This window comes from Archangium minus (assembly GCF_044360475.1).
Lineage (GTDB): Bacteria > Myxococcota > Myxococcia > Myxococcales > Myxococcaceae > Archangium > Archangium minus.
On the sequence record NZ_CP043494.1, the window covers coordinates 1,843,997 to 1,859,197 of the forward strand.

Consider the following 15,201-nt stretch of genomic DNA (forward strand, 5'->3'; position numbering starts at 1 on the left):
AGGAAGGGTCAGCCGAGCAGGGCCCGCACCACCTCTTCCGCGAGCCGCGTGCCACGTCCACGCCGCATCAGCAACCGGTAGGTCACCGGGGGAAGTCCGCGCACGGAAAGGCGGGCGAGGTTCGGGGTGGCCACCACGTCGTTGATCACCCCCACTCCCACTCCCAATGCCGCGAGCCGGCAGACCGCCTCCCAGCCGGTCACCTCCGCGGCGACCTCGAGAGTTCGTCCATGCGCCGCGGCGGCGTCCTCCAGGGTGGCGCGCAGGGCGCGGCCGAGCGGAGGCACCAGGAGCCGGTGCTCGAGCAGTGCCCCCACCTCCACCTCGCGTCCCGCCCGCGCCAGCGGGTGCTGCCGGGAAGCCACGGCCAGCATTGAGGCGGTGACGAGCGGCTGTGAACGCAGTCCTGGGGGACTGGAGGCGGGCCCGGCCACCACCGCCAGGTGCGCCGAGCCGCGCTCCACGGCGGCGACCGCGGCGGGGCCATCCAGCACGAGGAAGGAGAGCACTCCGGTCCGCTCGCGAAGGAGCGGAGCGACGCGGTCGGTCACCACATGCACCAGGGCCCCCTCTCCGCAGGCGAGCACCACCCGCTCCTCCGCGTGTCCCTGTCGCAGCTCCACGCGCAGGGCGCGCTCACGCTCGAGCACGTCACGCGCCCAGGCGAGCACACGCGCTCCATCCGGAGTGAGTTGGAGGCGCCGGCCCCGCCGCTCGTAGAGGGTGGTCTCCAGCTCCCGCGCCACCCCTTGCAGTCGCGCATGTATCGCTGGCTGGGACAGCCCGATAGCGCGCCCCGCGAGCGTCAGATTGCAGCCAGCCTCCGCGAACGCCACGAAGGCGCGAAGCCCATCCGTTTCCATGAGTTCAACTATCTGCTTCTTCGATAGCTGGAGGGAAGTCCCGATTCGTGCGTGGGAACGGGGTCGGCTAGTGTTCCTCCTCGGAAGAAAGGAAGAACAAGTCATGGCCAGTTCACGTCGCCCGGAGATGGACCTCCAGGCGCTCGCCAGGAAATCGAAGAAGCTCTCATGGCTGTTGCGCCATGGCGCCCGGGAGATGGGCCTTGCCATGGACTCCGCGGGCTTTGCCCACATCGGCGAGGTGCTGCGGATGACGGGGCTGTCTCGCGAGGAGTTTGACGAGGTGGTCGCGGAGAACAACAAGTCGCGCTACGAGGTGCGAGGCAAGCAGGTGCGCGCCGTGCAGGGCCACTCCCTGGAGGGCACTCCCGTGACGCTCGACGGGCTGGAGCGCAGCTGGGAAGAGGTGCTCGGAGACGCGCCCCTCTACCACGGCACGGCTGTGGTCGCCGCGCGCGCCATCCTCTCGGGGGAGGGCATCCATTCCGCAGCGCGCACCCATGTCCACCTGGCCGCCGGGGTGGACTCGAAGGTGGGCAAGCGCGCCGGTGTGGATGTGCTGCTGGTCATCTCCCCCGCGCGCCTCCGGGCCTCGGGGCTGCGCATCTTCCGCGCACCCAACGGGGTGTTGCTCGCGCGCGCCATCCCCGTCGCCGCCATCGTGGACGTGCTCGCGTGCAATGGTCCGGGACGCTCCGCGCTCGCGGAGCTGAAAAGACGGCTGGGGACGGAGAGCTCCCCACCCGCGCCGTCCCGGGGCGGATGAGGCGCGGAGCCACCGCCCGTCCTCACGTCAGCGCGGCTCGTACCAGAGCACCACGTTGCCGTTGGTGAAGGCGCGCGTCTTCTGGAGCTTCAGGTCCAGCCGCTTCGAGCCCTCGAACATCGACCGGCCGCCGCCCAGCACGATGGGGATGATCACCACCTGGTACTCGTCGACCAGGCGTGCGTCGGTGAGCTGCGCGACGATGGAGCCGCTCCCCATCACCAAGAGGTCCAGTCCGGGCTCCTCCTTGAGCTTGCGCACCTCCGCTGCCAGGTCGCCCTTGAGCAGCCGGGTGTTATTCCACGAGGCCTTCTCGAGGGTCCTCGAGAACACCACCTTCGGGAGCTTGTTCATCTGCTCCGCCACGACGGGGTTCGCCTCGAGCGCTTGCCGCGTAGGCCAGAAGCTAGACATGAGCTCGTACGTCACGCGGCCGAAGAGGAGCTCTGCGCCACCGCTTGCGTTCTCTGAGGCGAAGCGGTCCCATTCCTCGTCCTGCTTGTGGGCCCAGCTCATGTCTCCATGTGCGTCCACGAAGTAGCCGTCCAATGAGACCTGGTTGAAGACGCTGAGTCTGCGCATGGGGTTCTCCTCGGATGGGTGGAGTGATTTCCAGCCCACTTACCATCAATCTTCCGCCGTCACATCCGCTGCCGGGTGACTCCTCTCTTTTTGATGGCGGAAATCTGCCTGGGCTCGCCTGCTTTGTTGGGCAGTCGAAGAGCGACCTACCTTCAGTCATAGGCATGCACGGGTCCTGGCAGGTTGCTGCTTGCAAGGAGACATCCCCATGTCTGAACAGCTCAACACCATCTATGCGTTTGCCTTCCGCGGGAGTGCCGGGCGAATCCGCTTCAAGAATGGCTCTCCCCATTCGCAAGCAAACATTGATGTAGATGCACCCTCCTCCCCCTCGAATTCCCAAGAGCCCTCCTCTGAGAGAGATCATTCCGTCAAGGCCGCGCAAGAGTTGAATCAAATCGCGGATGAGGTCGCGGAGCGAATTGAGTCGGAGCTTCGCAAGCACTTTCCCCCGTCTGTTCGCGTCCAGGCGGAAGTGCGGTTCGCTCCCGGAAGCCTGGTGGTGGAAGGCACAGTATTGCTTTTGGGGAGCCTCGGAAGGACCGCGCTCCAAACTGTGAGCGAGGAAGCAGGGAAGGCGCTCTCGGAACTCATTCGTATGGGGCTGCAACGCGTACTGAATTCGTTCCTGGGCGCATCCGAGCGCGCCTTCGTGCTGGAGTCACTGTCGTTGGAGCCCACCACCATCTATTCCGACGAAAAGGAGTCGGGCTCCTCCGACTCTCCGGCTTCCAAGCAGTTGCTCGGTTTCACGCCCCTGCGCGCCGCACCAGCGTTCTGGATGTTGCTGCTCGTCCTGCTCTTCCAGGCGCTCCTCATTGGGGAGCGGGTCGCCGATCTCTCCGCCGAACGCCGGTTGAACCGCCTCGCGCAGGTGCTGGAACGCACTTCTCCTGGTCAGCCGCTCGGGCCAAGTCAGGCACCGACCCCCGAGGGAACAGGAGGGAGCGGGCGGCAGGGCGACGCAGAGATGGGGAATGCGCCGTGCGTTCTCCCCAGTAGCGTGCCTACATGTTCCTCTTCAGGCCGTAACGGGTAGGAGCGCGCCATCTGGCGCACGGTCGGTGAAGGAGCACTGACCTCCATTGCGAGGCAGCGACCCCCTCTTCCGCTGGAAGCCCTGGAAGAGGGGCTCCACTTGGGGAACAAGGCTCACCGCCGGGCTACCCCGGAGCCGCGGTCCAGCTGTCGACGATCCGGAGCACCGGCTCAACGAAGAGAGGAGAGCTCACGAAGAGCAGGGTGAGCGTCCACGCTCGGGCCAGAGGCTCCTTCCACTGGGCGACCCCTAGGGCGCGCTCCGCCCAGAGGAACGGGAGTTGAAGCAGGAAGAAGGCTCCCATCATCGCGGCCAGACCCGGTCCCACCGCCGGCAACATGAAGGCGAAGTGGAAGAGGGCGCTGACCACGAAGGTGAGCACCAGCCCCAGCTCCGTGTAGCCCCGGCGTGCCACGGGGGCGAAGACGTTCAGCTTCAGGAAGCGGTGCACCGCCCGGTTCCAGCGGCGGCCCCAGAACTCCGCGATCGTCCTCGAGAGAATCGGATCGTCATGGAGCGGGCGCGGGTCGATCCCCAACGCGCTATAGAAGAGGATGACCCCGGAGACGACCACCTCGACGGCCGTGTACGTGAATAAGGCGCCGAAGCCCCAGCGGAGCCCGAGCCGGAGTGCGCTCGAGGAGAGCTGGCTGCCGTAGTACACGCCCACGAAGCCAGCGGCCACGAGCGGTATGCAGAGGAGCAGTCGGACCAGCGCCGGCCGATCTACCGAAGGGGCCCTGCGACGCGCGAGGCGGGTGTCCACCAGTCCTACCGCATGCCAGATGCGGCGCGTCACGGGCAGGTGCCTGGGCTCTCGGACGAGCTCCACGGTGCGAGCCAGGAACCACAGGCTGCCCAGCGCCACGAAGGCTCGGAAGGTCTGGTAGTCGGCGGGCGCGAGAAAGGCCACCGGAAGCGCCGCGCTCATGACGAGCAGCGCCGTTGTCCGCCGCCACACCGGTCCAGTCGCCAGCAGCGCAGCGGCGAGTCCCGCAGCGTAGATCAGCCCCACGTAGAGGGCGAGGAGCAGCACCCGCCCACCTTACCACGCGGATCCTCGTCCTTCACGGTGCGCCCCCTGTCGCTGGGGACAGAGGGCAGCTCCTGGAGGATCTCACACGCGTTGGACGCGGGTGCCGAACTCCTTCAGCCGCTCGACCACGTAGGCCGGGTCGAGCAGCCCCTCGGGATGGTAGAGCCCTGGCGCCACGGGGGGGCCTCCCGCGAGGCCGAGCAGCCGCTCCACCGCGAGCGCCGCGCCCCGAGCGCTCATGCCGGAGTGCACGTCGTCGTCGGTGAGCGCGTGACGGACGCGTCCCGTCGTCCCGTCCTTCCGCTCGCCCACGATTTCGATGATGACCTCGTGTGAAAGGCCCTGGCCGGGGCGGCGGCTGGCTGTGGGCCTCACCGCGAAGTCGAGGCGGACGGTCTTGGCGTCCGTCGCGGCCGCGAGGCTCACGACGTCGAGCAGCGGATAGGCCTGTCCCTTCCACTCCGTTCCATCCACGCCCCGGAAGACGCGGGTCGCTTCCTCTCCCCGGGCCCAGAGGAACTTCCCGTCCTTGAGCATCAGCGGATGCGGCACGCTCTGGGCGACGTGCTCCATATCGCCTTTGGCCGCGGGTCCGCCCACGTCCTCCTCATCGAAGACCGCGCTGATTTCGATGGAATGAAGGCGCTGGAACTCCCTGGCGAAGTGGAGGGCTGCCATGGTCACCGTTCCACCGAGGAAGTGACCGAGCATGAGGATGGGGGCGCTGCCAGGCTTCTGGATGTAGTGAGCTACCGCGGGTCCGATGTCGAAGACGAAGTCCGAGAAGGCGACATAGGGGATGCCCTTCGCCTGCGCGTACTTCATCGAGTTGAGCGAGGTGTCCTTCAGGAACACGACCACGGCGCTGAAGGCCGCATCGGCGGGGAGGCCCAGGTCCTGGCGCTCCAGGTCGATTCTCGCCGCATTCGCACCGCCGATTTCCTTCGCGAGCGCGTCGGCGCGGGCGAGGTCTCGTGCGCCGATGGTGATGGGGAGGGCTGGCTGGAGCCGACGAAGCGCTCGGGCCGCGCGACTGCCGACGACGCCGGAGCCTCCGATGATGAGAACGGGATTCATTTGAGCTGACATGGTGGATACACTCCTGGAGTTGTTCTGGAACTGGGCCGCTCACACCCGACGGATGCGGGTGCCGATCTCCTCCAGGCGCCGCACCATGTAGGCCGGGTCGATGAGGACATGCGGGAGGTAGAGCCCGGGTGCCACGGGCGGGCCGCCCGCGAGGCCGAGCAACCGCTCAATGCCCACGGCGACGCCCTGGGCCGTCACGGGCGCCTGACCCGCGGGATGGACGAGCTCGTAGCGGACGCGTCCCGTCGTTCCATCTCGCTGCTGGCCCACCAGCTCGATGATGATTTCCGTCGAGAAGGGCTCGCCGCGCTTGCGGGTCGCCGACTGTCCCACCGCGAGGTCGAACCGGATGGACCGGGCGTCGGTTGCCCCGGCGAGGCTCATGAGGTCGAGCGGCGCATAGGCCTGGACCCGCAGCTCCGCCCCGTCCACGCCCACGAGGGTGCGTGCCGCGTCCGCTCCTTGGGCCCAGCGCCACTTGCCGTCCTTGAGGAGGAGGGAGCTCGCCGCGGCCTTCGTCATGCGCTCGAAGTCGGCATATGCCGCCGGTCCGCCCAGGTCCTCCTCATCGAGAACAGCGGCGATTTCGATGGCCTCGAGAGTCCGGAACTCCTTGGCGAAGTGCAGGGCCGGCAGCGTCGCGGCTCCCGCCAGCCAGAGGCTGTCCATGAGGATGGGTGCGCTGCTGGGCCTGGCGACGTAGAGCCCCACCTCCGGCCCGATTTCGAACAGGCCCGTCGAGATGCTGAGGTAGGCCGCCCCCTGGGCCTGCGCGTACCGCAGCGAGTTGAGGGTGTCGTCCTTCACGAATAGGGCGATCGCACTGAAGGACTTCCCGGCAGGCAGGCCCAGGTCCGGTCGCTCCAGGTCGATCTTCGCGGTGTCTGCGCCGCCCACCTCTCTGGCGACGGCGTCGGCCCGGGTCAGGTTGCGTCCTCCAATCGTGATGGGCAGGTCTGGTTGGAGCCGGCGGAGCATCTTCGCGGCCTGGGAGCCGACGAGGCCGGAACCTCCAATGATGAGGACGGGCTGCTGTGTATTCGCGGACATGGCGGGAGGGCTCCTTTGCATGGCGGGGCGGCGACGTGGTCGGAAGCGGCCACGTCCGTCCGGCTCGGGTTCCTACCTTTAGTAAGTTACTGGTGGTAGGTTCGCCACGATTTGTTCGGAGGAAAGGGCAGGGGCAGCGACGCGGCTCGTGCTCCGCGCCTGGCGGCGCGTTACAGTCACTTAACACCGGTTCAGGTGCGAGCCGCGTTGCCATGAGCGAGACATCCAGCAAGAAGCTGCCGAAGGCCCAGAGGCGCGACCAGTTGCTCGACATCGCGCAGACCATCGTGCGCGAGGAGGGGACGGACGCGTTGACCCTCGGCTATCTCGCCGAGCGTGCCGGCGTCAGCAAGCCCGTGGCCTACGAGCATTTCAAGACGCGTTCCGGGCTGCTCATCGCGCTCTACGCGGAGATAGACGCCCGGCAGGTCACGGTGCTGAAGGATGCGCTCACGCGCACACGGCGCCGGCTGGAAGACGTCGCCCGCGTGGTGAGCCGCGCCTACATGAATTGCTACACGTCGGCCGGCCCGGAGTGGCATGCCATCTCGGCCGCGCTGAAGGGCGACGAGGAGATGGAGGCCTTCCAGCGGGAACTGATCGACAGCTACGTGGCCCTCTATTGCGAGGCGTTCGCGCCCTACACGAACCTGTCGGAGGAGGAGCTCCACCTGCGCTGCGTCGGAATCATCGGCGCGGCGGAGGCGATTTCGCGGGAGATGATTCGAGGCCGCGTCGAGGAGGCCAAGGCCGCCGCGACCCTGGCCACGCTCATCATTCGCGGGCTCTCCACATAGGCGCCCCGGCGAGCGCGTGACGGGCGGAAGGGAGACGCGCCTGTGTTCCGCAGGGGCTACGTCTTTCCCTCCTTATCTCCTCCGTCTTTATCTCCTCCGTCTTTGTCCCCGGCGTTCTCTCGCTCCTCCCCGAGGTGGGAGATACGCCCGACAATGCCCAGCAGAAATGGTTCGGCGAATCCAGCCACGAAGCCCAGCACTGCGTAGTGGACGAAGTGCAGGCGGGCCGGCTCGAAGTTCCCGAACTTCACGTAGCCGCTGCGCAACACCACGAACAGGAGCAACCCGGCGGTGGCGCCAATGAATGGCTGGATGAGGTACGTCGCCCAGCTCGAGTGCAGATCTCGGATGCTCTTCACCCGGTCACGCAGTCTGTACACGCCGCTGAGGACGGCTCCCAGTGCCCCGGTCGCGAGTGCAACGAAGAGCGACTGACGGGGAGCAGACAGCGAGGCGGCTCCGACCCCGAGGAGTGCCAAGACCGACAGGGAGAGCACGATGGACAGCACCAGGAGGAGCAGGAGGAAGTACCTCGCCCGGAGCCTTGCCAGGGCACGGGCATGACGGAAGCTTTCGATCCACGCCCTGTAGCGGCTCGCCAACACCTCCACGGTTAGGCTCCGCCACATCCGCGGCGGTCGGAGGCCCTTCAACACGTGCTCCAGGTACTGCTTGCGGAGTGTCTCCATGTTCTCGGCGAGATAGCCGGACGCCCACCGGTCTCCCGCCACTGGCCGGGTCCGCTGGCTCTCCTCCAACTGGGCCCACAGACTCTCGTTGGGTTGGAACCAGAGGAGCTCGATCCTCAGCTCCTCGGCCAGCTCCCAGGCCGCGTCCAGGCCGAGCTCCCCGGTAGCCCGTTCGACGAGATTCTTCGCACTCTGAAGGGGCCAGGGCTCGTCGGAGTCGGACAGTTCGAGGATGCGTTGCAACTCGACAAGACGCGCCGCGATCCGGGTGAGCGCCTTCATCCGTTCAGGGTGCATGAGCTCCGGGTGTTTGTGCAGTCCCAGGAGTCCGGGCCAGCCTGGGGCACGGGGCCGCTCAAGCACCGTGCGAATCTCCTTCTCCCGGACTTCGATGGCGGTGATGAGGCTGCGCACCTGGGGATCCGACGCCCGGTGTCCGGCTCGCCCGGCTGTTCCGGAAGGAAGAAACGGGGGCATCGTACCATTGCCAGGCTGGGACCCTTGCCCTTTCTGCTGCATCTTCGGCCTCCCAGCTCAAGGTAGGGATGCCACGACGGACACGCCAACCCGGGAGTTGCCAGCTCCCACTTCTTCCTCGTACCCCATCGAGGTCCCGGACGCTTGAAGGCGCGAGAAGCCGCGTGCTAGCGAATGAGCCCCTGCGCATCACGCGCGAGGAGGGGTTCCATGATTCGCGGTCTGCATGGGTTGTTTTATTCGTCCGGACCGGAAGCGGCGCGTGCGTTCCTGCGCGACAATCTGAAGCTGCCCTACTCGGACGTGGGCGAGGGCTGGCTCATCTTCGACCTTCCCGAGGGAGACCTCGGCACCTTCCGATCCAACCCGGGGACGGAGTCACCCTCACCCCGTCCCTCTCCCATGGGGAGAGGGGAAGTTCTTTGACCCCCTCTCGACTGCCGTCAATCGAGCTCCCGCGCATTGTCGAAGCGGTTGCGGTCGATGCGATTTGCGCAGAGGTGTCCGGAGACAAGAAACTGTTTGATACTTTCTCAGTCTGTCTGGCGGGGGTTGACTTCCGGTAGGGCGGCGGCAAGATGGCCCCGCCATGATGACTCTCTTTCTCAATAGCGCAGCGGCTTTCTTCCCAGAGAAGTAAGTCCACGTCGCACCGAAGCGCGGGTATCGAGCTGGGGCGCTTGCTGCCTGGTCCAGCCCGTTCCCCTACGGACGCTGAAACTGGCCGACATTGAGAGAGAGATTTCATGCCTCTACATCAGAACGCGCTCGCGCTGAGCGACGCGCAAGTTCATCAATTCATCCATGAGGGCTTCGTCAGGATCAACGAGGCCTTTCCTCGGCAACTGGCCGATGAGGCCCGTGCCATCTTGTGGCGGGACACGGGATGCAACCCAGAGGATCCGTCCACCTGGACTCGGCCGGTTATTCGGCTGAACCAGTATGGACAGGCGCCTTTCGTCAAGGCTGCCAATACGCCCGTCCTGCATCAGGCCTTTGAGCAGTTGGTCGGACCGGGGCGGTGGGCGCCACGCGGTATGCTCGGCACCTTCGTCATCCGTTTCCCCTCCACCGAAGATCCCGGAGACGCCGGCTGGCACATCGATGTGAGCTTTGGAACCGAGAACCCTGACTTCATGTCTTGGCGCGCGAACGTCACGTCAAAAGGACGGGCGCTGCTGATGCTCTTCCTGTTCTCCGACGTCGGAGAGAAGGATGCGCCCACTCGGATCCGGGTTGGCTCCCATGTGGAGATAGCTCGCAGGTTGGCGCCAGCAGGAGAGGCCGGTCTCACACTCCGTGAGCTGGCCGCCAACGGCTTTGCCGAAACAGCGGAGCTGCCGGAAGTGTTGGCAGTGGGGGAGGCGGGAACCGTCTATCTCTGCCACCCCTTCCTTGTTCATGCGGGTCAGCCCCATCACGGTTTGCGACCGCGGTTCCTCGCTCAGCCGGCGCTGCTTCCAACGCAGCCGCTGCTGCTTGAGCGGCCGGATGGTGCCTATTCGCCCGTCGAACGGGCGATCCGCAACGCCCTACGGACGACCATCTGAATGCAATCCGCCCGGCGGACGGGTTGCCGGGCGGGTTTCTGAGAGTTGGCTTGGTGGAGGTGAGGACTGGCTGGCTGACGCGGTCATGACACGTCAGCGGCGTGTCATGACTCACCTCTGACATGTCAGTTGACACGCCGCGCCGGTGCTGGGCGCCGCGTAACCGCCTTTGGGGCACACCCCTGCCCTGGCCTCCCTCCTCAGAGGGGAAAGGCAGGGCCTTGGGCGAGGTGCGCTTGAGCGGTCTGGCCGGAGAATACGCGGGCTCTCGGCCTGCGGCTTATCGCTTGCATAGAGCACCGTGCGGAAGCGGTCCTGAAGCACCGCGCAGTACACACCCGAGGAGCTGCATATGAGCGACGTGAGATGTTTGTCGAAACTGGCCGCGCGCTGCGCGGGGTTGCTGGTGTTGGTGGCTACCTCCGCCTGGGCGCAGAAGGAAGAGCTCTGGCTCGACTCCCAGACCAACACCCCCATCCGCAGTGAGCAGGTGCTCAAGCGAGGCAAGCTGTATCGCGTCACGATGCAGGGGACGTATAGCGCGTGGACGTTCAACGCCCCCGGCACCAAGTCAGGCAAGCCGGAGCCCAAGCCCATGTGGCCGAGCCCGAAGGGTGCGAACACGCTGGTCGGCGTCGACCCCGAGTTCATGTTCGCGTGGCCTCTTGGCACCTACATGGACTCGCTGCCGGAGCCTGCTCCCCGGAGAAGTGGCTACATCGAGGTCAGCCTGGACGGGGGGAAGACCTGGAAGCACCCGGCCACCACTGCGTCCTTCAACGCGACGGACCACAAGTACACCTATGAGCTGACGGGAGACGACAACGCACTGCAGGTGCGCATCGTCGATTCTCCTTATGCCGACAACTACGGGCGCGTGCAGATCTCCGTGCAGGCTGCCGAGGAGGAGTTGTGGCTCGACACTCGGAGCAACACCCCTATCCGCAGCGAGATGGTGCTCGCGCGAGGCAAGCCGTATCGCGTCACGATGCAGGGGACGTATAGCGCGTGGAACTTCCCCAAAACCGGAGCGAAGTCAGGCAAGCCGGAGCCTACGCCCATGTTTAACAGCCCGAAGGGGGCGAACAAGCTGGTGGGTGTCGACCCCGAGTTCGTCTTCGCGTGGCCCCCTGGCTCTGGCTTGGAGAGGAGCAAGGAGCCTGCTCCCCTGAGAAATGGCAGCATCCAGTTCAGCCTGGATGGGGGAAAGACCTGGAAGCACCCGGCCAGCACGGCGTCTTTCAACGAGAAGGACCACAAGTACACCTATGAGCTGACGGGAGACGACAACGCACTGCAGGTGCGCATCGTCGACAGTCCTTACAACGACAACTATGGCCGCGTGCAGCTCCTCGTGCAGCCCGGTGCCTAGGTGAAGGTGGGGCCAGGCGCGACTCCTGGCCCCCAGGCGTCACAACGGGTTGGGCGTGAAGACGACGTCCACCCAGAAGTTCGTGTTCAACCAGGCCTCGGTGGGGAACCCGCTGCTCCCCACGAGGCGCACGCCATTGCCTCCGGCTTCCACGGTGGACGGCGCGTGCAGGGGCGGCACGTCCAGGCCGCTGGTGGCGAAGTACTGGAAGGTGACGGGGTAGTAGCCCCCGGGCGCGAAGTACGAGACGACGTAGGTCGTGTTCGCCTGCAGGGGCACGGGGGTGGCGAAGGCCAGCTCGCGCCAACCAAAGTCGCTCGTCCCCTCGCCCGTTCTCGCCAGGGTGGTCGCCAGCAGTGTGCCCGATTCGCTCCACAGGTGGCCCTCATGCGGACCGTTGTCGCTGCCGCTCTTGTAGAAGCGGATCTTCGTCACCGTGCCCGCCACATCCGAGCGGAACTTCAGGCCCACCTCAGTGGGTGAGGGATCGGCGTTCAAGTACTGCGGCTTGCCCGTCACATTGTCCCACAGGCTGCACGGGTTGCACGCGGCGTCAGACAGGGTGGTGCGGGTGACCTCCGTGGAGGGCGGGCCCAGGTTTCCGGCGAGGTCACGGCCTCGCACGGTGTAGCGGTACGTGGTGGAGGGCGTCAGGCCCGTGTCGCGGTAGCGCAGGGTGGTGCCGGGCAGCTCCGCGACGAGCTGGCCATTGCGGTACACCAGGTGCGCATGGGCGTTGCCCCGCACCTCGCCCGAGCCGTCCACGGACGCGTACCACGTCAAGTCGATGGAGGTGGACGAGGTGGCCAGCGCATTCACGTTGGTGGGCGCGCTCGGGGGCGTGGTGTCGTTCGGCTGGAACACCACGTCCACCCAGTAGTTGCTCGCGCGGTAGCTGCCCGTCGGGAAGTCACTGGCGCCGTAATGGTAGAGGCCGTTGTTGCCCCCATCCCCGTCCGCGGGTGCATGCAGGGGCGGCGAGGCCACCGCGGACGTGAAGCCCGGCTCCGTCACCGCGTAGTGGCCCATGGGGGCGTGGTACGAGACGACGTAAGTGGTATTCGCGGAGATGGTGACGGGCGTGGCGAAGCGCGCCTCCTGCCATCCGGAAGCGGTCTCGTTGGTAAAGGTGACCTGGGCCAGCCGCGAGCCCGAGGCCGTCCACAGGCTTCCGGTGTGCGTGCCCGTGTTGCCGGGCCCCTTGTAGAAGCGCACCCCCATCACCCGGCCCGGCGCGTCGCTGCGGAAGCGCACGCCCAACTCCACTGCTTCGCCGTCATTCTCGGCGGCGACGTCTGGCAATGCGGACTCGGGGAAGAGCGTGCGCTCACCCGCCAGTAACGGTGACGCTTCTGTCCGGGCCGTTGTGCCCGGCGCCGGTTCTTCCGTGTCCGTACAGCCCACGGGGCCGCACATGAGTCCCAACGCGAACAGGGTCAGCCACGGAAAGGAATGTCGTTTCAAGATGCATCTCCAGGAGAAGCGGTTCTGGCGCGTCTTACTAACATTCCCGGTTTAGAATCACAGGACCCCGTGGGTGAGAGCGTGTACATCTCCTCGAAGGTTTTCGTGACAAACCCGCTCATCATCGCGACCACCTCGTGCGCAAGCCGCTTCTGCTGCACTGTCGCGATCACCTGCTCGCTGAAGCGCTGCGTGTCTGTGAAGTCGCGACACAGCTCATAGGTTGGCCCTCGAGCGGCTGCCATGAGGAGCAGGCAGTAGCCTCCGGGGCGCACGAACGTGAGCAGCCTGTCGATGAACTCGCCCCAGTCGGAGAGGGGCACGTGGTACATGACGTGCGAGCACAGGACGAGCTCATACGTCTCGGGTGAGTGGTAGCGCTCCAGCGGCTCGAGGAGGATCTTCGCCTTCTTGAGCTTGAGTCCGGCGAGCTGCGCCTGGTTGGGCTCGAGCAAGGTGAGTGAGCTGAAGTGCGGCGCGAGCCGCTCGGCCACCTTGCCTGACCCTGCCCCCACGTCCAGCAGCGCGGGCTGCTTGGGCAGCCGGGGGAGGACTCGCTCTTCGACGAGCTGCCCGATGTTCTCGGGGTGCCGGGCGGTGGCCGCGAGCACGCGGAACGCCGTGGCGTAGTCCTGCGACGATAGGGTGATGGCCATAACGAGTCCTTTCTCCTGTCCTCGCCGGGGAGCCTCTCTCGAAGCTCCCCGGGCCCGAGGAGAAAATGAACTACCGCACGTTCAAGAAGATGGCGGTGGGCACGCCCCAGTTTCCGCTGGCGTCCTGGCTCTCCACGAAGAGCGTGTGCCGGCCCGCCGCCAGGCCTGAGGTGAAGACCGTGGCCTGCACTGACTCGGCCGTGCTGTTGAAGCTGCCGTCCACCGCGCTCAGCGCGAACGTGGGCGTCCCCGACACCCACGACGGGGCATCGATGGAGTAGCGCGCGGCGGCGATGGCCTGCGAGCCTTCCGTGCCCCCATTGGTGCCGTAGCGGGTGTCATCCGCCCGAGCCGTGAGCGTCACCGAGGTCCCCTGCGTCACGGTGCTCGCCGACAGCGCGAGGTTGATGGAGTCCGGGCCCGCCGCCACCTGGTACGGCCGCCGTGCCGCCTTGAAGGCGTAGTAGAGGGCCGGCATGTTCTTGGGGACGATGGTGTTCTCGAAGGTGGTGCAGCTCTCGAAGAAGGCACCCCCCATTTCGAAGGTGAACGACGCAATACCGAGCCGCCCATACGCGAAGGCGTCCGTGGAGCCCGAGGCCGAGTACAGGCACGAGCTCACCTGGCACGCCTGATAGCCATTGAAGTAGTTGAACTTGCGCCCCAGGGTGCGCAGCTGGGTCGCGTTCGGCGCCGCCGCCGTGGTGGCGGACCAGGGATAGAGCACATAACCGCCGTAGCTGTGGAGGCTGAGCATCAGGCCCGTTGCATCCGCGGGGGCGGGATCCGTGGAGGCGGGCCCTCGCTGATCCGGGAACAGGGAGAGGATGTAGTTCTCCAGCGACTTCGTCTCCGGCTCGGAGGCCGCCGAGCGCCCTCGGTAGGTTTCATTGCACACGCTGGTGCTCGCCCCCGCACCACCCCAGTCGAAGCTGCTGTTGCGGTTGAGATCCACTCCGTACGTCGTCGTGGAGCAGGAGCCCTCGGTGGTGTTGGTGTTCTTGCGCTTGGACAACCCCGTCTCCGCGACGCGGCGGCCGTCCGGGTTGGATTGCACCACCACGTGCAGCTCGGAGTAGTCGAGCAGCCAGGTGACATCCGGGTCGGTGCCGTAGCGGCTCACGAGTTGCTCGGCGAAGCGCGTGGCCAGCTCCGCCGTCGTGTACTCGCGGGCGTGGATGCCGCCCATCAGGAAGAACCGTGCCTTGGAGCCCGTGCGCGCCTTGTTCGTCAGCACCAGCACCCGCAGGTCATCTCCCGGCTTGCCTCCCGCCGTCAGCTTGTCCCAGGTATCGCCGATGTCATTCCACGAGGCGAGGTTCGGGTAGGTGATGGGCAGCTGCGCCATGGCGGCGTAGGTCTCGTCCACCGTGCGGTAGCACGAGTAGCCAGGAATACCGCCGGCCAGGGACACCCGCCCCTCGCGTGGCTCATTCAGGAGCCGCGTCTGTTCCTCGAGGATCTCCACGCGGCGACCCTCCTTCACCAGCGCGTCGTACTCCTCGGGCGAGAGCACGGCCTCCACGGTCTTCTTTTCGTGATCCACCGCCGCGCTGAGATCCAGCGTCTCGGCGAGCCGATCCAGATCCACCCGGGACTTGAAGGACACCCGGGCGAGGAGGACGGACGGACGGGACTGTCCTTCCGCAGGGACTCCTGCCTGCGCAACGAGAGGGGAGACGGCGAGCGCTGCGGCTGCGAGAACTCCAGTGACGGATGACGGCATGGGGGTTCCTCCACGGCAAGGGAGGGAATGCGTTTTATTCCAGGA

Annotated in this window: 15 protein-coding genes; 6 read left to right on the forward strand and 9 right to left on the reverse strand. The window is 66.3% G+C overall.

Annotated elements, in window-relative coordinates:
- Positions 1-8: 8 nt before the first annotated feature.
- Entirely contained in the window at positions 9-863 is an 855-nt protein-coding gene (locus F0U60_RS07745; protein WP_395815977.1) for a LysR family transcriptional regulator, read from the reverse strand.
- A gap of 103 nt (positions 864-966) precedes the next feature.
- Here F0U60_RS07745 and F0U60_RS07750 point away from each other — a divergent pair, with 103 nt between their 5' ends.
- Positions 967-1,629, forward strand: coding sequence for an RNA 2'-phosphotransferase (locus tag F0U60_RS07750; RefSeq protein WP_395815980.1), 663 nt, complete (start codon positions 967-969; stop codon positions 1,627-1,629).
- Between the two features lie 27 nt (positions 1,630-1,656).
- On the opposite strand, the gene F0U60_RS07755 is transcribed toward F0U60_RS07750, so the two are convergent.
- Entirely contained in the window at positions 1,657-2,211 is a 555-nt protein-coding gene (locus F0U60_RS07755; RefSeq protein ID WP_395815983.1) for a dihydrofolate reductase family protein, read from the reverse strand.
- Between the two features lie 208 nt (positions 2,212-2,419).
- Between F0U60_RS07755 and F0U60_RS07760 the strand changes: the two genes are divergently transcribed.
- Positions 2,420-3,250, forward strand: a complete 831-nt coding sequence (locus F0U60_RS07760; RefSeq protein ID WP_395815986.1) for a hypothetical protein — start codon at positions 2,420-2,422, stop codon at positions 3,248-3,250.
- A gap of 124 nt (positions 3,251-3,374) precedes the next feature.
- Here F0U60_RS07760 and F0U60_RS07765 read toward each other — a convergent pair whose 3' ends face one another.
- The 3 genes from F0U60_RS07765 to F0U60_RS07775 all read right to left on the reverse strand — a co-directional run bounded on the left by F0U60_RS07765 (position 3,375) and on the right by F0U60_RS07775 (position 6,425).
- Positions 3,375-4,286, reverse strand: coding sequence for an MBOAT family protein (locus F0U60_RS07765; RefSeq protein WP_395815989.1), 912 nt, complete (start codon positions 4,284-4,286; stop codon positions 3,375-3,377).
- Between the two features lie 81 nt (positions 4,287-4,367).
- Entirely contained in the window at positions 4,368-5,375 is a 1,008-nt protein-coding gene (locus F0U60_RS07770) for an NAD(P)-dependent oxidoreductase (RefSeq protein WP_395815992.1), read from the reverse strand.
- A 39-nt stretch (positions 5,376-5,414) separates the two neighbouring features.
- Complete coding sequence (locus tag F0U60_RS07775; RefSeq protein WP_395815995.1) at positions 5,415-6,425, reverse strand: NAD(P)-dependent oxidoreductase; 1,011 nt, start codon at positions 6,423-6,425, stop codon at positions 5,415-5,417.
- 212 nt (positions 6,426-6,637) lie between these two features.
- Here F0U60_RS07775 and F0U60_RS07780 point away from each other — a divergent pair, with 212 nt between their 5' ends.
- Positions 6,638-7,222 carry a TetR/AcrR family transcriptional regulator gene (locus tag F0U60_RS07780; RefSeq protein ID WP_395815998.1) on the forward strand — a complete coding sequence of 195 codons (585 nt, stop codon included), beginning with the start codon at positions 6,638-6,640 and terminating at the stop codon, positions 7,220-7,222.
- A 56-nt stretch (positions 7,223-7,278) separates the two neighbouring features.
- On the opposite strand, the gene F0U60_RS07785 is transcribed toward F0U60_RS07780, so the two are convergent.
- Entirely contained in the window at positions 7,279-8,325 is a 1,047-nt protein-coding gene (locus F0U60_RS07785) for a hypothetical protein (RefSeq protein ID WP_395816000.1), read from the reverse strand.
- Between the two features lie 273 nt (positions 8,326-8,598).
- Between F0U60_RS07785 and F0U60_RS07790 the strand changes: the two genes are divergently transcribed.
- The 3 genes from F0U60_RS07790 (at position 8,599) to F0U60_RS07800 (ending at position 11,310) form a co-directional block, all read left to right on the forward strand.
- On the forward strand, positions 8,599-8,814 hold the full coding sequence (locus F0U60_RS07790) for a hypothetical protein (RefSeq protein ID WP_395816003.1): 216 nt from the start codon (positions 8,599-8,601) through the stop codon (positions 8,812-8,814).
- Positions 8,815-9,134: 320 nt separating this feature from the next.
- On the forward strand, positions 9,135-9,938 hold the full coding sequence (locus F0U60_RS07795) for a phytanoyl-CoA dioxygenase (protein ID WP_395816006.1): 804 nt from the start codon (positions 9,135-9,137) through the stop codon (positions 9,936-9,938).
- Positions 9,939-10,290: 352 nt separating this feature from the next.
- Positions 10,291-11,310 carry a hypothetical protein gene (locus tag F0U60_RS07800; RefSeq protein ID WP_395816009.1) on the forward strand — a complete coding sequence of 340 codons (1,020 nt, stop codon included), beginning with the start codon at positions 10,291-10,293 and terminating at the stop codon, positions 11,308-11,310.
- 39 nt (positions 11,311-11,349) lie between these two features.
- Here the strand turns inward: F0U60_RS07800 and F0U60_RS07805 are convergent, their stop codons facing one another.
- From F0U60_RS07805 to F0U60_RS07815, 3 genes are all read right to left on the reverse strand, one after another.
- Positions 11,350-12,774 carry a DUF4082 domain-containing protein gene (locus F0U60_RS07805; protein WP_395816012.1) on the reverse strand — a complete coding sequence of 475 codons (1,425 nt, stop codon included), beginning with the start codon at positions 12,772-12,774 and terminating at the stop codon, positions 11,350-11,352.
- A complete protein-coding gene (locus tag F0U60_RS07810; RefSeq protein WP_395816014.1) occupies positions 12,771-13,430 on the reverse strand; it encodes a class I SAM-dependent methyltransferase in 660 nt (219 codons plus the stop codon). Before F0U60_RS07810 ends, F0U60_RS07805 begins: the two co-directional genes overlap by 4 nt.
- A gap of 70 nt (positions 13,431-13,500) precedes the next feature.
- Positions 13,501-15,156, reverse strand: coding sequence for a M14 family metallopeptidase (locus F0U60_RS07815; protein ID WP_395816017.1), 1,656 nt, complete (start codon positions 15,154-15,156; stop codon positions 13,501-13,503).
- Positions 15,157-15,201: the final 45 nt, after the last annotated feature.